Below are 17522 nucleotides of genomic sequence, written 5' to 3'. Positions count from 1 at the left end.
CCCCCAAATTCAGGTAAATAGTCGGTAGGACCCTATAAGATCTATTACTATAATGGAAATAAGATACTAACTTGATGCCCGCAAGCAGGCAGCTCTGTATTGCCGGCAACCTACAGGAGGCGAGACTTTGGGAAGATCATTTGCGAATCTGCATATCAAGTCGGACAGCTTGGAGAAGTCTATTGAAGCGTTCAGAGCGTTAGCGATACAGGACCCTGACTCTTTAGGGTTATCGGATGAAGAGCAAAGCGGCGCGTATGTATCCGATTCTGGCCATGAACCGGACAAGGGCCAGCTTGTACTGTATATTAGCCAAAGCAACGAAAACTGGGTCAGCGTGCTCCAAAACTATTTGGTATGGGGAACGGTGAAGCGCGTCGGCAAATTGCTGTCCAGACATATTGGAGAGCAGGTAGTGACGCTCGGATTTATTCATGATGAAATTTTTGAGCTGTCGGTATTTCGGGATGGAGAGATTCAGGCGGAACGAATCTTTTGCGAAGAGTGGACAAGAGATGAATATGGATTGCAGGAACAGCGCCTTCAGGATGATCTATTGCGGGAAGCGCTCGGCATCAGCCAGGAAGAGATGGATGAACTAGCCAGCCTGACAGCTCCGGCGCAAGCGGTGGACAAGCTCACCGGGCTTACAGGCCTGCCGCTATGGAGCGACTGGGAGTGGGTTCCGCATGAAGCGGGACTAAAAGAGCGGTTTGCGAAGCATGAAGTTTCTTTGGAAGACTAGGATGCGGAGCAGCATTGACGCCTTGCCCATAGGTGTAGACTATGAAGAGCGGCGGTGATAAGCAGGTGGCGAAGGATGTCTGGGCCAGCATATTAGAGCATATCGAGGCGGTGTCTCATCCGATTTACGAGTCGGTTAACCCCCCTGCCTCAGAGAACGAGATCACTCAATTGGAGAATGCTTTGAACGTTCAATTGCCTGACGCCTTCCGGCGTTACTTATCGGTATGGAACGGTCAGCATGAGCTTGTGCCCTTTATCGGCTATAATTCTTTTTTGCCGATTCCGGATATGATTGAAACCTGGTCCATGCTGAGTGATATGTTCGAGGATGAAGATGAAATGGATTGGGTCCGGGAGGATCGCATCAAGCCGCTGATCTGGAGCAGGAAGTGGATTCCGTTTACCGAATATGAAGGTTCCTCGCATCTGATTTTGGATTTGGACCCCGGGGTGAACGGCAGTATCGGACAGGTGTTTAAATTTCATTCCGGCATGAGCTATGAAGAGGTCATTGCCCAGTCGTTTGAGGAGTTTTCTCTTGAAATATTAAAACGTCTGGAGACCAATCGCTTTACCGTTGACGATGACGTGATTGCGTTTGACGACCTCTATTTTGTGTGAGCATGCTGTCCGTTTCTCATAAAAGAAATAAACAAAGGAGTTGCGTCACTGGTGTGGCGCAGCTCCTTTTTGATTGATTCAGCGGGCGCTGCGGAGCCTTTGTTACCCCCATCTCCGGTAGAGGAACGGAATGGGATGAAAGGGCTGATCCAGCGGTGTATAGCTGCTCACGGTTTCTTCGCTGATTGGACGATAAGGGTAATGGTAGGTCTGATTCTGATTGCCTTGCTGGTAAGGCGCAGGCGTTGTCTGGGACGTATTCATGCTGCCATAATTGCCCTGATTCATCAACTGCCCCATCGGATAGCCCATGGGCTGCATCCCGCTGGCATTCTGCTTAGAGCAGGAAGCGGGAGGTCCGATAATGACGCTGTCCGTAATCGGGGCGAGTGTATCCTTCACCTTCGCCTCATCGAGGCAATACGAATGAGCCAATACATGAGCAGGCGTAAGACGCAGGATATCCGAGCCGAAGATCACCTCCGGCACTGGAGCGTCGAAGATGGCGAGCAGATGGGTATTGTCCTGATTGGCAATCTCGTAATGCCACCAGCCCTGCGGCACATTGGCGACTTGGCCGGGCCCGATCGTGAAATTCAGCAGCTCTTTCGTAAAAGGGTTGATCAGCGATACGACTGCCCCGCCGGTTATACAATAGACAAGCTCGGTTGCGTTCTGGTGGATATGGGGCTCGACCACATTGTCTTTGCTGAGGAAAATATCAAGCAGCGATGCATTGCCCAGTGTATTTAATTGATTGACAGACAGCGTATTGATGAAGTTTTGGGCGTCTTTTTGGAAAAAAGGATTGTCGGACAATGTATAAGTATATTGCGTGCTTGGTGATGTGAAATCCATATAGGAGACTGCCATGACCTGGTACCTGCCTTTCGGGAATCGAATTTGACAGGATTATTCTATGTGCCAGCCTAGATGGGTGTGATAAATGCCCTATGAAAATACGGAATCCGTGGCCAAGGAACAGCTTCTGCGCGATTGCAGAAAACATTAGTCTTGCTGACTAGAAGCATGTATCCGGAATTCGGCTACAGCACGCGGGACAGCTTGCGGTATTCCGTGGCGGATATGCCCTCATGCTTGCGGAAGAGTCGGCTGAAGTAGTGAATGCCGGAATAGCCTAATTGCTCGCCGATTTGCTCCACGGACAGATCGGTTTCGCGAAGCAGGCGGCGCGCCTCGCGGTGGCGGACATTGTGCAGAAATTCATTGGGCGGCAAGCCCGTCATCTGCTTGAACAGCTTGGCGGCGTGATCGACGCTCAGGTTCATCCGCTCGGCGATGCCCGCATTCGTCCATAGCCTGGCCGGATTGCGCTCCATCTCGTCGATAATGTCCATCAGCTTGCCGCTGTACTGCGTAGCGAGCGAGCGGGAGCGGGATTGCTGCAGCCGAAGCAGATGCGTCAGAATGTTCAGCATCAGCGCCTTGCATGCGAGCTCATAGCCGGCAGGGCGAAGCGTAAATTCCTGCACCAGCTGCTCCATCAGCTGCACGCAGGCGAGCGTTGGCGTATAGACGGGCTGCTGCGACAAGGGCTGAAAGCCGCTGGCTACCGCTTCATGGGCGAATCGGCTGGGCTGAACATGGTCATCATTCACAATCATATCGGCTTCCGTCTGGATATCAAGCTCATCGAAGAAGTCAAAGTGTATGCCCAGAAATCGCGTATCCGGACTGGATACCGCTTCATTCCGGTGATAGACGCCTGCCGGCAGCACAATCAGCTGCCCCGCTGACAAGTGGTGACGCTGGCCCCCCATTGTCGTTACGGCTTCGCCTTGGCTTACATAGAGCAGCTCGAAGTCGTAGATGCGCCTCTCGGGAAGCGAGCCGGTCGGCATCCGCTGGAATTGGGCGTAATGGATGCGCGGCGACCATTCCTTGACCGGAGCTTGGCGGCGCAGCGGAAAGCTGCTTTGGTGTGCTTCCATAGGGTATTCCTCCTCTGCTCTTACCTAGTATGAGATTGAACGGATTTGTGCAAATAATAACTTTTCCTGCTAAAGAATAATGCTTCATAAGCGATTATTATAAAAGTATTATGGCATGAACAACCGTTCCCTACAAGTGAACGGAATCCGACAAAGAGGAAGGAGAACTACCGATGAAGAAAGGGATCAACATCTGGTCGTTCCGGGCTGACCGCACCATTCAGGAATGTGCAAGGATTGCCAAGCAAGCCGGCTTCGAAGGACTGGAGCTGTCGCTGAATGAGACTGGGGAATTGGGGCTTGATGCGACCGACAAGGAAGTTGTTGGCATCAAGACGATGCTGGAGAATGAGGGGCTTGAAATTGCAGGCCTTGCGACGGGACTATATTGGGATTATGCCATGACGAGCGAGGATGAGAAGAAGCGTCAGAAGGCCATTGATATATGCAAGAAGCAGTTAGAGCTGGCGGCAGCCTTTGGAGTGGACGCCATTCTGGTTATACCTGGCGCGGTAGGCGTCGATTTTATCCCGGGCTCCGAGGTCGTGTCCTATGACAAGGCGTATGATCGGGCGTCGGAGGCGATCGCGAGGCTGGTGCCGCATGCGGAGGCTGCGGGCGTAGCTATCGCGATCGAGAATGTATGGAACAAATTCCTGCTTTCGCCGCTGGAGCTTCGCGGCTTCATCGACACGCATAATACGCCTTACGTCGGCTCCTACTTCGATGTGGGGAATGTCGTGCACAGCGGTTATCCGGAGCAATGGATACGGATATTGGGTCATCGGATCAAGAAAGTTCATTTCAAGGACTATAGAAGGCAGGCCGGCGGCTTGCATGGATTTGTGGACCTTCTCGCGGGGGACGTCGATTATCCTGCAGTTGTCGAGGCGTTGAGCGAGATCGGCTATAACGGATATGTCACAGCTGAGATGATTCCGCCATATGCCCATCATACGGACCAGATTATTTTCAATACTTCCAAATCGATGGATGCGATTCTCGGCCGCAGCTAACGGCCAGTTGAATATTAAAGGAATAGGAGAGATGAAGATGCTGAAAGTAGGACTTATCGGATTTGGCTTTATGGGACGGATGCACTTCGATAATTATGTGCGGCTCATGCAGGAAGGCGCGGAGGTCGAGCTGATTGCGATCTGCGATCTGCGCATCGAAGAGCTGAAGAATGCATCGGCATGGGGCAATATTGCAACTGCGCAGGACGTGTACGACTTGTCGCCTTACCGGTTGTACGAAAGCATTGACGATATGCTGGAGAAGGAGGAGCTGGATGCGGTCAGCATTACGCTGCCGACGCCGCTTCATGCCGACTTGGCGGTCTCGCTGCTTGAGCGCGGTATTCATGTGCTGTGCGAGAAGCCGATTGCGCGCACGTCCGCCGAGGCGCATCGCATGGCCGAGGCGGCTGTGCGCACAGGCAGCACCTTAATGATCGGGCAATGTCTCCGCTTCTGGCCGGCTTATGAATATGCCAAGCAATGCGTGACGGACGGCCGCTTCGGCAGCGTATTGTCCGGCAGCTTCTTCCGCGGCAGCGGAACGCCGCAGGGCTGGTTCCTGAACGGGGAGCAGAGCGGAGGGTGCATGCTGGATATGCATATCCACGATACCGATATGATCAACTGGCTGTTCGGCAAGCCGGATGAGGTATCCTCTATCGCGCGGAATGTCATTCCAGGCAGCGCTTATGACAGCGTATCGACCAACTATATCTATGCGGACGGCAAGGTGCTGAACGCGCAGGCTGACTGGACGCTTCAAGGCGACTTCGGCTTCGCGATGTCATACCGCATCAACTTTGAAGGCGGCAATCTGATCTTCGAGCGAGATCAGCTGCGTGTCAATCCGAATGATCAGCCTGGCTTTCTTGCGGAGCTGCCGGCGGATATGGGCTACTACCGCGAGCTGAAGTACTTCCTTGATGCGGTATCGAAGGGTCAGCCGGTATCGGTATGCTCGCCGGAGAGCGCGGCGGAATCGCTGGAGATCGTGGAGGCCGAGATTCGTTCCGCGGACAATCGCGGAGCGCTTGTGAAAGTGTAGCTCGCCGGGAGGCAGCAAAGGCTATTGCATATGATAGGAGGGCATTCCGCCTGCAGCCAGACTGCAGCACGGAATGCCCTTTCTTCTTCCATATGCAGGATGCATCCGGCTGCTCTATTTGCAATTGCGGTCTCATTCATACTAAGATGGATTCATCCGAAGTGATGGGCGGCATCGCCGCTTCTATAGAGGGAGATTCGTTATGAAACCAATACAATTCGAACAGTTCAAGAAGATGAAGAATGAAGTTACACGCTTTATGATGATGTATCAATTCGCGCTGAACGAGCTGGAAACCAAGATCGAAATATTGAAAGAAGAATTTCAATTCCTTCATGATTACAACCCGATTGAACATACCAAGTCCAGAGTCAAGTCGCTGGAGAGCATTATGAGGAAGATCAGCCGCAAGGGCATTCCGTTCGTGCTGGACGATATTAAGGATAATATTAAAGATATTGCAGGTCTTCGCATTACTTGCTCGTTCATTAAGGATATCTACCATATTCGCGATATGCTGACTACTCAATTCGATCTGCGCGTCAATGAGGAGAAGGATTACATCCAGAATCCGAAGCCGAACGGCTACCGCAGCCTTCATCTTCTCGTAGAGGTTCCGGTTGTCATGTCGGACGGCCGCGAGAGCGTCTGCGTTGAAATTCAAATTCGTACGATAGCGATGGACTTCTGGGCGAGCCTGGAGCATAAGATATTTTACAAATACAATCAGTCTGTGCCGGGCAGCCTTCTTCAAGAGCTGAAGGAGGCGTCAGACTCGGCCAACCGCTTGGATCTGCAGATGGAGCGCCTGCACCGGGAGATCTCTGTCATTAAGGAAACGCAGGGTGAGGACGGAGCCGAGGAGCTGACCAGGCTGCTGATGGGCAACCAGCAGTTCAAGCTGCCTTCCGCGCTGCTAGAGCTTGGAAGAGAAGAGAACTAGACGCTCGTCCGATTCCGCCGCTGACTGGATCTCTTCTCTATGATTCTCCTATTGGACATGGATATTAATTTCTAGTAGGATAATAGAAAAGTAAGAAGCACAGCAACGATGAAATAGGGGTTGAGACTTATGCTGCAGCTAGGATCCAAGGTTGTCATAGTGGCTGACCAATTCGAACAGAAGCTCCCTATTGGGGAGTATGGCTATATAATCGCGTATGACCGCAATGCCGACAATGTATTCGACTATGTGGTGCGCGTACCGAACGCGAATCGCAATTTTCTGGTGCCCGACGAGGACGTGGAGCTGGAAGAGGTGCTGATTCAACTGGAAGTGGACCGCATCGAGCGGGAGTCGCTGATCGATTATGCGCTTGCGACGCATAATGAGGAACTGTTCAACCGGATTATGAAGGGCGATGAGGAAGAAGTCGAGGAAGAGCAGGCGGGCAAGGAGCCTATCAGCCGCGAGGACTTTATCCGTCAGGTAAATTTGAAGGCTTGGATTTAATACCGGGAAGTATCCCGGAGAAGCATTAGAGCGACGGCTGCATCTGGCAGCGGCCTGCATAAGCGGAAGGACGAAAGGAAGGCATGCAGCCTCTTTCGTCCTTTTTGCTTTTGAAGCGGGGTTGCGATTCATCCCTATCATTGCTGACCGGAGCATATGTAGGCTATAATAAAAAGAATGACTTTTGCAGAGGAGAGTACCCTGATGAGCATTACATTGAAGGATGTTGAGCATGTCGCCAATCTGGCCCGTCTGGACCTGAGCGATGCGGAGAAAGCCCAGTTCACTGAGCAGCTCAACGCGATATTGAAATATGCAGAGAAGCTGAACGAGCTGGATACAGACGGCGTGGAGCCGACCAGCCACGTGCTTCCGATTACGAATGTCATGCGTGACGACGTGCAGAAAGAATCGCTTCCGATCGAGAAGGTGCTGCTTAACGCGCCAGATGAGGAAGACGGTCAATTCAAAGTGCCGGCGGTGCTTGAATAAATTACGGTTTTATTTGAAGGGAGGAGCTACTGTTGGCACTGTTTGACCTACGCCTGCAGGATGTACATAACAAGCTAAACAACAAGGAGCTGTCCGTAACGGAGCTCGTAGACGCGTCTTACGCGAGAATCAAGGAAACGGACGAATCGATTAAGGCGTTCCTGACCTTGAATGAGGACGGCGCCCGCACAGAGGCACGCGAACTGGACAACCGTCTGCAGCAAGGCGGCGAGAAGGGGCTGCTGTTCGGCCTTCCGGCCGGCATTAAGGACAATATCGTCACGGAAGGCTTGCTGACGACTTGCGCAAGCCAATTCCTGAGCAATTATAATCCGATCTATAGCGCTACCTCGGCCCGCAAGCTGAAGGACGCGGACGCGGTTACGATCGGCAAGCTGAATATGGACGAGTTCGCCATGGGCGGCTCGAATGAAAATTCCAGCTATTATCCGACCCGCAATCCTTGGAATACGGACTATGTGCCGGGCGGCTCCAGCGGCGGCTCCGCGGCTTCCGTAGCGGCAGGACAAGTCTACTTCTCGCTTGGCTCCGACACAGGCGGCTCCATTCGCCAGCCGGCTGCTTATTGCGGAATCGTAGGCCTTAAGCCGACTTACGGTCTTGTATCGCGCTTTGGCCTGGTCGCTTTTGCGTCCTCGCTGGACCAGATCGGACCGCTGACGAAGAATGTCGAGGATTCGGCGTATGTGCTTCAGGCAATCGCCGGCTATGACGCCAGCGATTCCACATCCGCCAATATCGACATTCCGGATTATACGGCGGCTCTGACAGGCGACGTAAAGGGCCTGCGCATCGGCGTTCCGAAGGAATACCTTGGCGCCGGCATTGACCCGCGCGTGAAGGAAGCCGTAATGAACGCGCTGAAAGTGTACGAATCACTGGGCGCTACGTGGGAAGAGGTATCGCTTCCGCATACTGACTATGCGATCGCGACGTACTATCTGCTGGCTTCTTCGGAGGCATCCTCCAACCTTGCCCGCTTTGACGGCGTCCGCTATGGCGTCCGCGCTGACAATCCGGACAACCTGATCGACTTGTACCGCAAGTCGCGCAGCCAAGGCTTCGGTCCTGAAGTAAAGCGCCGCATCATGCTGGGCACGTACGCTCTTAGCTCCGGCTACTATGATGCATACTACTTGAAGGCGCAGAAGGTGCGCACGCTGATCAAAGGCGACTTCGACAACATCTTCAAGCAATACGACCTGATCATCGGACCGACGGCTCCGACTCCGGCTTTCCGTATCGGCGAGCAAGTCGGCGATCCGCTTACGATGTATTTGAACGATATATGCACCATTCCGGTCAGCCTGGCCGGCATTCCTGCGATCAGCGTTCCATGCGGAACGGCTGACGGACTGCCGATCGGCCTGCAGATTATCGGCAAGGCATTCGATGAATCGACGGTGCTTCGCGCCGCTCATGCCTTCGAGGCTCATACCGACCATCACAAGCTGCGTCCGCAGCTGTAATTATCGCGTACAAGAGGGACGCTCAGGAAAGGAACGATAAGAATGTCTGTATCGAACAAATACGAGACGGTCGTCGGGCTGGAAGTGCACGTCGAGCTGCATACGAACAGCAAAATCTTTTGCGGCTGCTCCACTTCCTTCGGCGCTCCGCCGAATACGCATACCTGCCCGGTATGCCTCGGTCATCCCGGCGTGCTGCCGGTGCTGAACCGCCAGGCTGTTGAATACGCGATGAAGGCTGCTATGGCGCTGAATTGCACCATTGCCGACGTCAGCAAATTCGACCGCAAAAACTATTTCTATCCCGATTCGCCGAAGGCGTATCAAATCTCGCAATACGATCAGCCGATCGGCGAGAACGGCTGGATTGATATCGAAGTGAATGGCGAGACGAAGCGCATCGGCATTACGCGCCTTCATCTGGAGGAAGACGCGGGCAAGCTGACGCACGTAGACGGCGGATACGCATCGCTGGTCGACTTCAACCGCGTCGGCACGCCGCTGGTCGAGATCGTCTCTGAGCCGGATATCCGCACCCCGGAAGAAGCGAAGGCGTATCTGGAGAAGCTCAAAGCGATTATGCTGTACTGCGAAGTGTCCGACGTGAAGATGGAAGAGGGCAGCCTGCGCTGCGACGCCAACATCAGCCTTCGTCCTTACGGACAAGAGAAATTCGGCACCCGCGCCGAGCTGAAGAACATGAACTCGTTCCGCGGCGTGCAGCGCGGACTGGAGTACGAGCAGCTCCGCCAGGCGGAGATTCTGGACGCCGGCGGCGAAGTCGTGCAAGAGACGCGCCGCTTCGACGATGCGGCGGGCAAGTCGTTCTCGATGCGCGGCAAGGAAGAAGCGCATGACTATCGCTACTTCCCGGATCCGGATCTGGTGCGTCTTCATATTAGCGAAGAGTGGAAGGAAAGCGTGCGCGCCTCCATTCCAGAGCTTCCGGATGCGCGCAAGGCGAGATATACGGCAGACTACGGACTGCCTGCCTATGACGCTGAGGTCATTACCGCTTCCAAGAAGCTGGCAGACTTCTTCGAGGAGAGCCTGTCTTATACGAAGGACGCGAAGGCTGTCTCGAACTGGATTATGGGCGATTTGCTCGGCTACCTGAATGCGAACGGCCTGGAATTGTCCGATGTGAGGATTACCGGACAAGGACTTGGCGAGATGATCGGCTTGCTGGAGAAGGGCACCATCAGCGGCAAAATCGCCAAAACCGTATTCAAGTCCATGCTGGAGAGCGGCAAGCTTCCTCAGCAGATTGTAGAGGAGCAAGGACTTGTTCAAATTAGCGATGAAGGCGCGATTCTGGCTATAGTCGACGCTGTCATCGAGAAGAATCCGCAGTCTGTCGAGGATTTCCGCGCAGGCAAGGAGAAGGCTATCGGCTTCCTGGTGGGACAAATTATGAAGGAAACGAAGGGCAAAGCGAACCCGGCACTCGTCAACAAGCTGTTGCTTGAGCGTCTTCAATAACGATTGACCCTTTATCCTGTTAGGCGCGATTCATCAAATAGAGATGAGTCGCGCCTTTTGCCGCATATGATGAGGTAGGCAGGGGTAAGGTGCTTAGAATACAGGATGAGAGGTCAAGACCCAAGATGATGACATTGAGTGCGTTGCATAATCCATGGTTTATTGATGAAGTGGATATTTTAATCCGTTTGTCGCTGGCTCTGCTGCTTGGCGGCTTGATCGGGCTGGAGCGGGAGCAGTCGAATCACGCGGCAGGCTTGCGGACGAATATATTGGTATGTCTCGGGGCTTGCTTGCTGATGCTTCTGTCTATTTACGGATTTTCGGATTTTGTCGAGGAGCCGAATGTGCGCGTCGATCCTGCGCGTCTGGCTGCTGCCGTTATAACGGGCGTAGGCTTCCTGGGTGCAGGCACCATCTTGTTCACAGGCAAGTCGATTACGGGATTGACTACTGCGGCATCGCTTTGGGTCGTAGCAGCGATCGGCCTTGCGGTGGGCGCCGGGTTTTATTTTGCATCGGCTAGCGTGACGGTGATGGTTTTGCTAACGCTATGGCTGTTTAACAAATTGGAGAAGCGGTATATTAAAGCTAAAAAGGAACAACTCATCAGCGTCCATGCCGCAGATCTGTCATCCGTGATGAACCAGTTGAACAGCGTATTCGATCATCGCAAGGTGGTCATCAAAAAAATGTATATGGAAGACGTAGCGGACAGCGATAAGCGGGATGAAAAGCTGACCAAGCTGGTGCTGCATGTGATCATGCCGCAGCGAAAGAACGAGAAGCTGATGCAGCTGCTGGACGAACTGAAGAAACTGGAGGGCATACGTTGGGTAAGCTCGGAATAAAACCTTGGGCCGGAAGGCTGCTTTCCGTCCTGCTTGCTTTTGCGCTGCCGGGACTCGGCCATATGCGCAGCGGGCAATATGCCAGAGGCTTTCTTCTGCTTGCAGCTTTGCTGCTCGACTATGTAGCGATCTTCCGCTTGGCGGACTCTGATGGCGGAAGGCATCTTCTCCTCATTGTATATCTGGTGCTGCTGCTGCCGGTCTTCTATTTTATTAGCGTCTTTGAAGTGCTGCAATTCAGCGGCGAGGAGAAGCAGGCAGGCATTTCATTGCGGCTGAAGGATGGCATCTGGCTGACGCTTGCAGGCGCGCTTATGCTTGTTTTGCTGAAGCCGCCCGCTATTCTGCTGCCGTGGATGAACGAGCTGGCGGAGTGGTCGGTAGGCCCGCTGCTGATCACGGCCTCGCTCTTATGGCTGCGCGCAACAAGGAAGGGAGAAAGCCTTATGTTCAAGCTGGGGCGGTTAACGGCTTGCGTCATTCTGCTGGCTGTCGGCGGGCTGCTGCTGTGGGACCATTTTCGGGGCCGCAATGACATCGCGCTGCTTAAGGATTGGTGGCCGGCCGTATTTGTGCTTCTGGGCATCGAGATTATGCTGTACAGCACGATGCTGAAGCGGAAGGCTGCGGGACTTCGGTTCGATACGGCGGGCATTGCCGCCTCCCTGGTTATTGCGGTGACGGCTTATGGGGTTACGCAATATGCGGACTTCCCGGTGAAATGGCTGGATCAGTTCAACGTGGATTTGAACGGCCGGAAGGAATATGCCGAGGAGAACGGATTCCGTTTTGATAAAAATGTGATGAAGGTTCCCTTCGACGAGAGTGTGGAGTCCCTGCGAATTGACAATGCCAATGGCGATATCCATGTTCGCATGGGCGAAGTGAAGGAGATTGAGATCCATGCGACGGTGTGGGTCGATCTGACCGATGAGGCGGAGGCCAAGTCGATTGCGGACCAATCCATCTTTCATGCCGTTCCCGGCGCGGAGACGGTACTGGAGGGAAAGGGACAGGCCTATGGCGCGAACGGCAATCGGCTGCCCAAAATGAATGTAGAGATTATTGTGCCGAAGCTGGAAGTGCCGCAGGAGGACTTTATGGGCCCTCCGCCGCCTCCCGAGGAACCGCTTGATGGCGGCCAAGAGCAAGAAGCGGATGGCGGCAGCGTATCCGGCAATGCTGCCGATGGCGATGAAGCAAGCTTGAATGCGGAAGAGAATTCGCAAGACGCTGGCATCACCGCGCAAGAGACGGGGGCGCCGTCGGAAATTGACGGTATCGTTCCTGGAGAAGAGGGCTCGTCGAATGATTCCGGTACAGCGCAAGACGATGCAGAGCAAGACGGCGCTGTGCCGCCTGCCGGTACGGATGCTTCGTTTGATTCGGAGGAGCAGAGGGCGCCGGGCGTAAGAGAGCTTAAGCTGAACATCAACAGCGGCAACGGCTCGGTCGTCGTTATGGATGTGAATGCAAAAGGCGGCGTTGCCGTCCGTAGCAGCAGCGGTCTTGTGCAGTTGACAGCCATACATGGCGATATTTCGGTAGAAGGCGTCAATGCGAGCCTCGAGGCAAGTTCCATTAGCGGCCAGAGCAGTCTCGTTACCAAAAACGGCAGCATCCGGGTGGAGTCAGCTGCGGGCGATGTCTACGCTAGCACCTTGAACGGAAATCTTGAACTCATCGATATATATGGCGATCTTGATACCGAGACCAAGAACGGCGGAATCCGGATTTCGAATGCTGCCATGGATATTAAAGCGAGTACGCTGAACGGCAACGTGGAGATCGACAGCCCGGTTGTCGGAGGCAACTGGGATCTCGACAGCTCTGTAGGAGAGATCAATCTACGCATCCCTTACAGCGGCAGCTACACCGTATACGGATCGGTAACTTTCGGCAATATTACGACCGATCTTCCGCTTGTCCAGACACGCAAAACCTTGCGCGGAGTCATCGGAACCGGAGATTATCGGATTCATATTAATGCGACGAACAGCATATCGATACATGGTCAGGGCCTTTAGGCGATTGGCGCATTCATTGACAAATTTGCGAACGTGAACGTACAATAGTAATAACTACAATGAAGAAAGGCGTGAGGGGAATGGCAGCCAGCGTTCAATTGGCACTAGAGCAACTGAAGATGAATGGCGTCCGGATGACCCCGCAACGTCACGCCATATTAAGCTACTTGATGGATTCCAAGTCTCATCCTACTGCGGATGAGATCTATAAAGCGCTCTCACCGGCATTCCCGAGCATGAGCGTAGCGACCATATACAACAATCTCCGATTGTTTGTAGAAGCTGGCTTAGTGCGTGAACTTACGTATGGCGACGACTCAAGCCGGTTCGATGCGGATTTGTCCGATCATTACCACGCGATCTGCAAGAGCTGCGGGCAAATTGTCGACTTCGGATACCCGCCGCTGCTTGAAGTGGAGAGAGCCGCTTCGAAGGAGACGGGATTTACGGTGCAAGGTCATCGGATGGAAATATACGGTTTGTGTTCTTCCTGCAACACATCCGTGAAATAAAACGTATATAAACTAGATAAGTTCTTACACATAACGTGCCGGAAGCGATCATACGCTACACTGCACGTTTTTGTTTGAGAGAGGACTTCATTCAATACGCGGATTGGAGAGTGAGGGATTGGAGACGAATGCAGGGCGCGCAACCCGCAAGAGACGAAGAGGCGGCTGCGGCCTGATGCTGATGTTGTTTTTTGCTGCGGCGATTATTACCTTCGGGTGGTTCGGATATATGAAGTTTATCCCAAGCAACGAGCATCAGGCGCCGAGCTACAGCTCCGCGAATCCGATCATCGTATCCGGTAAGGATACGGGGTATGGGGCTGTTATTGACAACGGAGCTGTGAAGCTTCCGCTTCCGCTTCTGGAAGAACTGCTTGGAGAGGACAAGCCAATTCATTATGAAGAAGAATCCAAGACGCTTGTCATGACTACGGCGCACAAAGTATTGCGGCTGAAGACGGATGCTTTGACCGGCATCATGAATCAAAGCGATTATAAGCTCACGATCGCGGCGGAAGTGGTAGAGGGTACCGTCTACATTCCGATTGAGCCGCTGGAGGAGCTGTTCGGCCTCCATGCCGAATACGACGAGACAAGCTCGATCATCACGATCGTGCGCGAAGCCGATACGATTCAGTTGGCGGAAGCTACGCCAAAGGATGGCGCGGCCATCCGCGTCGCGCCTTCCATTAGAGAGCCTTATTTGCTCAAGATTGGTCAAGGCGAGACCGTGCGGATTTGGGAGGAAGTCGACGGCTGGATGCTCGTTCAGAACGCAGCTGGTCATGTCGGTTATATGAACAAGAAGGATCTTAGGCTGACGAAGATCGACAAGATCCCCGAGAGCGAGCAGCCGGAGGCCTTTATTCCTTGGAAGGTCATGGGCAGCAAGATTAATCTGACCTGGGAAGCGGTCTATAACCGGAAGACGGATACGGCCAAGATCGGGGAGATGCCAGGCGTCAACGTGGTCAGTCCGACCTGGTTCGAGCTGACGGACGGCAAAGGCACGATCGAGGGGAAAGCGGATCCGGCTTACGTGAAATGGGCGCATAATCGCGGCTACCAGGTGTGGGCGCTGTTCAGCAACGGCTTTGAGCCGAAGCAGACGACGGAAGCTCTGTCTACCGTGGAATCCCGTTTTTCGATGATTCAGCAGCTGCTTGCCTTCGCCAAGATCTACAATTTGCAAGGGATCAATATTGATTTTGAGAACGTATATACGAAGGATAAAGAAAATCTGGTTCAATTCGTGAAGGAAATGACGCCGCTGCTCCATGAGCAGGGACTGGTCGTCTCGATCGATGTGACGCCGAAGTCGAACAGCGAGATGTGGTCGGTCTTCCTGGATCGTCCTGCGCTGGGCAAAGTCGTCGATTATATGATGGTAATGGCCTATGATGAGCATTGGGGCTCCAGTCCGAAGGCTGGCTCCGTCGCTTCGCTGCCATGGGTTGAGCGTTCTATTGCCCGTATTCTGGAGGAAGACGGCGTGCCCGCAAGCAAGCTTATTCTGAGTATGCCGCTGTACACAAGGGTCTGGACAGAGCAGAAGGACGAGACCGGAGCGGTGAAGGTTTCCTCGAAGGCCATTGGCATGGAGACGATGAAATCCATCATCAGCGAGAAGAAGCTGAAGCCGGTATTGGATGAAGCCGCTGGCCAGAACTATGTAGAGTATCAAGAAGATGGCGCGCTGAAGCGGATCTGGATTGAGGACGAGATGTCGATGAAGTCAAGAGTGGAGCTTGCGCGGAAATATAATTTAGCCGGTGTAGCAACCTGGCAGCGTACGTTCCAGACGCCTTCGATATGGGGCGCTATTGATGAAGCGTTGACCAAGATGCCATAATTGAATATCTCATTATATAACAAAGACCTCCGAGCGTAATCGCCCGGAGGTCTTGTTATGTAGTCGCTTGAGTTATGCTTTGGCTTCTTCTGCATTCAGATCGGTCGCTTGGGACGGGTCCAGCGTAAGGATGGTACGGCAGAACATGCAGCGGTCGGTTTTGCCCAGCATCTTGGTCTGCCTTCCGCATTCCGGACATTGCAGCATGGTCGCGCTTGTCGACATCATGCCGGCCCAGAAGTAGACAGCTACGCTGATGAGCAGCGAGATCATGCCGAATACCATGAAGATTCCGGCAATGATTTTGCCTGCTTGTCCCCACAGGACAATACCGGCGGTTCCCAGTATCATAATTCCCATGCCGACCAGCGTAAAGACAAGTCCCCAAAGGCGGAATTCATTGATTTTTGCCGATTTAAAAAAGATCTTTTTCATTATTCATACCCTTCCTGTGACTATTGGCTTACGAAAATAAGACTCAATTTCTACATCGGAAAGCAGGAATGTGCATCCGGTTTGTCGAAAAGGAATAAATCTGTAGATTATTATTATAGCTTAATCTACTTCGATTAGCTATACGGAGGAACCCAGTGGAGCATATCAGAGAGCATGTAATAGACACCTATCGGGAACTGCCTGGATTGCTGGCCATATCTGTCATCAAAAACCCGTACTCCTATAACCCGCTTATTGATGGTTTAGATATGTTAGTGCTTCTCGTGACCGAGCGATATGTAGACGTGGAATCCGCGGAGCATGTTCAACTGGATGATGAACGAGCGCTTATTCGACTGGTACATCGAGATGAACTGGATATGTGGATTACAGGCGGCGAGAATCGCAATATTATTGAATGGTTAGTGCGGGGGGAGATATGGTTGGATCGCGACGGTTATCTGGCAGGCGTACGTGAAAGGTTGCTTCTGTTTCCTGAGTCCATGCGCGAGCAAAAGCAATTTATCGAGTTTACCGGATTTCTGAGAACGTACTTGCAGGCAAAACAGGATCTATTGGATGGCAATCTGCTGGATGCTTACAGTCATATCCTGACTGCACTACATCATTGGGCGCATATTGTGCTTATAGAAGAAGGAAGACATCCGGAGCTTACCGTATGGAAGCAGCTCAGACGGGTACATCCCGGCGTATATAAGTTGTATGAAGAGCTGACGGCGAGTCCTGAGACGCTGGAGCAAAGGGTGCAGCTAGTTATGCTGGCTTGCGAATTCTCCGTAATGAGCAAGATGAAAGTATGCTGCTCGCTTCTATTGAATGTAATGAATAGCCGTGAAGAGCCTTGGAGCATTGGGGAGCTTCAAAACCACCCGTCGATCAGTCCTTTGCAAATCGAGCTGTCCCTTGTCATTCATAAGCTGGTCAAGCGCGCATATGTCAGGGAAGTCGCCATTATGCAGGAGCCCAAGGAGTCTGGAGCCCTTGAGCTGAGATACATGATTGCCGCCACATCATAGGAAGTTAAAATGGGAGAGACGCTGAGCGAAGGGGCTTGGCGTCTCGCTTATTATAAGGACTGAAAAAAATATGTCGTTTGGTGTTGACGAGTTCTAGGTCTCTGTGATACATTAGAACTCGCCGCTTTTGCGAGTGATAAATATCGAAAACAGACATGATTAAAAAAATGTCGAAAGTCGAAAAAAAGTACTTGCAATAAGATAGGCACCTGTGATATATTATAAAAGTCGCCGCTGAGAGAAACGGCTGACAAACAAGAAACAAAAGATAAGTAATTGTTCTTTGAAAACTGAACAACGAGCGAAACTGCCCGATACAATCGCAAGATTGAATCGATACAAAGTTTACAACATCAGCTTGCTGGTGATGAGAAATTTTGAAGCAACAACGTTATTGAGCAAGTCAAACTAACTTTTATGGAGAGTTTGATCCTGGCTCAGGACGAACGCTGGCGGCGTGCCTAATACATGCAAGTCGAGCGGACTTGATGGAGTGCTTGCACTCCT

The 17522-nt window shown here is 52.6% G+C and carries 17 protein-coding genes and 1 rRNA gene; 15 read left to right on the top strand and 3 right to left on the bottom strand.

The features are described 5' to 3' along the window. The first annotated feature begins 127 nt into the window (after nt 1–127). Nucleotides 128–745: a hypothetical protein gene (locus D3P09_RS13565; RefSeq protein ID WP_120110889.1), complete on the top strand. Its 618-nt coding sequence runs from the start codon at nt 128–130 to the stop codon at nt 743–745. A gap of 41 nt (nt 746–786) precedes the next feature. Beyond that, nucleotides 787–1368 (top strand): SMI1/KNR4 family protein, encoded by a 582-nt coding sequence (locus tag D3P09_RS13560; protein WP_120110886.1) that lies wholly within the window; start codon nt 787–789, stop codon nt 1366–1368. Nucleotides 1369–1470: 102 nt separating this feature from the next. Here D3P09_RS13560 and D3P09_RS13555 read toward each other — a convergent pair whose 3' ends face one another. Next, the gene (locus D3P09_RS13555) at nt 1471–2241 is read right to left on the bottom strand and encodes a cupin domain-containing protein (protein WP_120110883.1); all 771 of its coding nucleotides are present in this window, start codon (nt 2239–2241) and stop codon (nt 1471–1473) included. 173 nt (nt 2242–2414) lie between these two features. Then, nucleotides 2415–3320 (bottom strand): AraC family transcriptional regulator, encoded by a 906-nt coding sequence (locus D3P09_RS13550; protein ID WP_120110881.1) that lies wholly within the window; start codon nt 3318–3320, stop codon nt 2415–2417. A 173-nt stretch (nt 3321–3493) separates the two neighbouring features. Here D3P09_RS13550 and D3P09_RS13545 point away from each other — a divergent pair, with 173 nt between their 5' ends. From D3P09_RS13545 to D3P09_RS13495, 11 genes are all read left to right on the top strand, one after another. Continuing rightward, entirely contained in the window at nt 3494–4336 is an 843-nt protein-coding gene (locus D3P09_RS13545) for a sugar phosphate isomerase/epimerase family protein (protein ID WP_120110878.1), read from the top strand. 37 nt (nt 4337–4373) lie between these two features. Next, nucleotides 4374–5384: a Gfo/Idh/MocA family protein gene (locus D3P09_RS13540; RefSeq protein ID WP_120110875.1), complete on the top strand. Its 1011-nt coding sequence runs from the start codon at nt 4374–4376 to the stop codon at nt 5382–5384. Nucleotides 5385–5586: 202 nt separating this feature from the next. After that, nucleotides 5587–6327 (top strand): GTP pyrophosphokinase, encoded by a 741-nt coding sequence (locus D3P09_RS13535; protein WP_120110872.1) that lies wholly within the window; start codon nt 5587–5589, stop codon nt 6325–6327. Between the two features lie 129 nt (nt 6328–6456). Beyond that, on the top strand, nt 6457–6837 hold the full coding sequence (locus D3P09_RS13530; RefSeq protein ID WP_120110869.1) for an ATPase: 381 nt from the start codon (nt 6457–6459) through the stop codon (nt 6835–6837). Between the two features lie 204 nt (nt 6838–7041). Further along, nucleotides 7042–7329, top strand: coding sequence for an Asp-tRNA(Asn)/Glu-tRNA(Gln) amidotransferase subunit GatC (gene gatC / locus D3P09_RS13525; RefSeq protein WP_120110867.1), 288 nt, complete (start codon nt 7042–7044; stop codon nt 7327–7329). Nucleotides 7330–7361: 32 nt separating this feature from the next. Then, nucleotides 7362–8819, top strand: a complete 1458-nt coding sequence (gene gatA / locus D3P09_RS13520; protein ID WP_120110864.1) for an Asp-tRNA(Asn)/Glu-tRNA(Gln) amidotransferase subunit GatA — start codon at nt 7362–7364, stop codon at nt 8817–8819. A 42-nt stretch (nt 8820–8861) separates the two neighbouring features. Then, nucleotides 8862–10301 (top strand): Asp-tRNA(Asn)/Glu-tRNA(Gln) amidotransferase subunit GatB, encoded by a 1440-nt coding sequence (gatB, locus tag D3P09_RS13515; protein ID WP_120110861.1) that lies wholly within the window; start codon nt 8862–8864, stop codon nt 10299–10301. A 143-nt stretch (nt 10302–10444) separates the two neighbouring features. After that, nucleotides 10445–11152, top strand: a complete 708-nt coding sequence (locus D3P09_RS13510) for an MgtC/SapB family protein (protein ID WP_120112419.1) — start codon at nt 10445–10447, stop codon at nt 11150–11152. Next, nucleotides 11134–13179, top strand: coding sequence for a DUF4097 family beta strand repeat-containing protein (locus D3P09_RS13505; RefSeq protein ID WP_120110859.1), 2046 nt, complete (start codon nt 11134–11136; stop codon nt 13177–13179). Before D3P09_RS13510 ends, D3P09_RS13505 begins: the two co-directional genes overlap by 19 nt. A gap of 80 nt (nt 13180–13259) precedes the next feature. Further along, entirely contained in the window at nt 13260–13691 is a 432-nt protein-coding gene (gene perR / locus D3P09_RS13500; protein ID WP_120110856.1) for a peroxide-responsive transcriptional repressor PerR, read from the top strand. A 118-nt stretch (nt 13692–13809) separates the two neighbouring features. Continuing rightward, the gene (locus tag D3P09_RS13495) at nt 13810–15543 is read left to right on the top strand and encodes a glycosyl hydrolase family 18 protein (protein WP_243644160.1); all 1734 of its coding nucleotides are present in this window, start codon (nt 13810–13812) and stop codon (nt 15541–15543) included. A gap of 72 nt (nt 15544–15615) precedes the next feature. Here the strand turns inward: D3P09_RS13495 and D3P09_RS13490 are convergent, their stop codons facing one another. Then, complete coding sequence (locus D3P09_RS13490; RefSeq protein WP_120112417.1) at nt 15616–15969, bottom strand: YgzB family protein; 354 nt, start codon at nt 15967–15969, stop codon at nt 15616–15618. A 164-nt stretch (nt 15970–16133) separates the two neighbouring features. Between D3P09_RS13490 and D3P09_RS13485 the strand changes: the two genes are divergently transcribed. Both D3P09_RS13485 and D3P09_RS13480 read left to right on the top strand, forming a co-directional pair. Then, on the top strand, nt 16134–17015 hold the full coding sequence (locus tag D3P09_RS13485; protein WP_120110853.1) for a nucleotidyltransferase-like protein: 882 nt from the start codon (nt 16134–16136) through the stop codon (nt 17013–17015). 414 nt (nt 17016–17429) lie between these two features. Beyond that, nucleotides 17430–17522: ribosomal RNA gene (locus D3P09_RS13480) — 16S ribosomal RNA — on the top strand; the annotation flags it as partial.

The organism is Paenibacillus pinisoli, from assembly GCF_003605435.1.
GTDB lineage: Bacteria > Bacillota > Bacilli > Paenibacillales > Paenibacillaceae > Pristimantibacillus > Pristimantibacillus pinisoli.
Note: the sequence above shows the minus strand (reverse complement) of the source record. Positions and strands in the feature narration are given on the sequence as shown.

Bases quoted from the DNA above. Each gene is read 5' to 3' on its own strand.
- D3P09_RS13560 (WP_120110886.1), top strand. From the start codon at position 787: ATGAAGAGCGGCGGTGATAAGCAGGTGGCGAAGGATGTCTGGGCCAGC.
- D3P09_RS13555 (WP_120110883.1), bottom strand. From the start codon at position 2,241: ATGGCAGTCTCCTATATGGATTTCACATCACCAAGCACGCAATATACT.
- D3P09_RS13550 (WP_120110881.1), bottom strand. From the start codon at position 3,320: ATGGAAGCACACCAAAGCAGCTTTCCGCTGCGCCGCCAAGCTCCGGTC.
- D3P09_RS13545 (WP_120110878.1), top strand. From the start codon at position 3,494: ATGAAGAAAGGGATCAACATCTGGTCGTTCCGGGCTGACCGCACCATT.
- D3P09_RS13540 (WP_120110875.1), top strand. From the start codon at position 4,374: ATGCTGAAAGTAGGACTTATCGGATTTGGCTTTATGGGACGGATGCAC.
- D3P09_RS13535 (WP_120110872.1), top strand. From the start codon at position 5,587: ATGAAACCAATACAATTCGAACAGTTCAAGAAGATGAAGAATGAAGTT.
- D3P09_RS13530 (WP_120110869.1), top strand. From the start codon at position 6,457: ATGCTGCAGCTAGGATCCAAGGTTGTCATAGTGGCTGACCAATTCGAA.
- gatC (WP_120110867.1), top strand. From the start codon at position 7,042: ATGAGCATTACATTGAAGGATGTTGAGCATGTCGCCAATCTGGCCCGT.
- gatB (WP_120110861.1), top strand. From the start codon at position 8,862: ATGTCTGTATCGAACAAATACGAGACGGTCGTCGGGCTGGAAGTGCAC.
- perR (WP_120110856.1), top strand. From the start codon at position 13,260: ATGGCAGCCAGCGTTCAATTGGCACTAGAGCAACTGAAGATGAATGGC.